The sequence below is a fragment of the Staphylococcus sp. EG-SA-2 genome (genome assembly GCF_017152085.1).
In genome coordinates, this window is sequence record NZ_JACYHC010000975.1 from 1 (window position 1) to 854 (window position 854).

At 33.3% G+C, this 854-nt stretch carries 3 protein-coding genes; all 3 read right to left on the bottom strand.

Translation table 11 applies throughout. From position 1 onward, the window contains the following. A partial coding sequence (locus IDG60_RS16840) for a PTS glucose transporter subunit IIA (RefSeq protein WP_206160964.1) occupies positions 1-204 on the bottom strand: 204 nt, incomplete at its 3' end. Between the two features lie 11 nt (positions 205-215). Further along, positions 216-644 carry a peptide-methionine (R)-S-oxide reductase MsrB gene (msrB, locus tag IDG60_RS16845; protein WP_000913315.1) on the bottom strand — a complete coding sequence of 143 codons (429 nt, stop codon included), beginning with the start codon at positions 642-644 and terminating at the stop codon, positions 216-218. Then, positions 637-854 (bottom strand): peptide-methionine (S)-S-oxide reductase (locus IDG60_RS16850; protein ID WP_206160965.1); only part of this gene is annotated, 218 nt, incomplete at its 5' end. The genes msrB and IDG60_RS16850, both read right to left, overlap by 8 nt.

Consider the following 854-nt stretch of genomic DNA (forward strand, 5'->3'; position numbering starts at 1 on the left):
TGGAAAGACATTGTCAACACGTCCTGCAATTGGAGACACAACTTCTCCTTCAGTTGGATTAATACCAAAACCTTCGCCCATCATTTTTTGTGCGAATACAGGATCTGGAATATCTTCAATTTTCACGAATTCTCCAGTTAATGGTGTATAAATTGCGATATCTTTCTGAACTTCTTTGCCTTTTCCGAATAATTTTTTAAACATACTTTCCACTCCTACTTATCAAAATGTGATATTAAATCGCCATAACCCAATTCTTCTAACTTTTCATATGGAATAAATTGAATTGCAGCGGAATTGATACAGTATCTTAAGCCGCCACTTTCTTTAGGTCCATCATTAAAGACATGTCCTAAATGACTATTTGATTCTTCTGAACGCACTTCAGTTCTCAACATACCAAATGATTTGTCGACTAATTCTATAATTTCATCGTCATCAAGCGCTTTGGAAAAGCTAGGCCATCCACATTCAGAATGAAACTTTTCTTCAGATGTAAATAAAGGTTTACCAGAAATTTTATCTACATAAATTCCTTTAGCAAAATGATTCCAATATTCATTCATAAATGGTGGTTCAGTGCCGTTTTCTTGTGTAACAATATATTCTATATCTGTTAGTTCACTTTTATCTTTTTTAAGCATTTTGATTCCCCCAATGTGATTCTATAAACGCTTTTCTACCTGAACCACGTTGATATTGGTAATAATGTACCGGGTTCTTTTTGTAATAATCTTGATGGTAGTCTTCAGCTGGATAGAAATTTTTATATGGTTTAATAGGTGTAATCACTGGTTTCTTGAAAATACCTTGTTCATTTAATTGTTGCTTTTTAAACTCAGCAGCCTTTTTCT

Bases quoted from the DNA above. Each gene is read 5' to 3' on its own strand.
- msrB (WP_000913315.1), bottom strand. From the start codon at position 644: ATGCTTAAAAAAGATAAAAGTGAACTAACAGATATAGAATATATTGTT.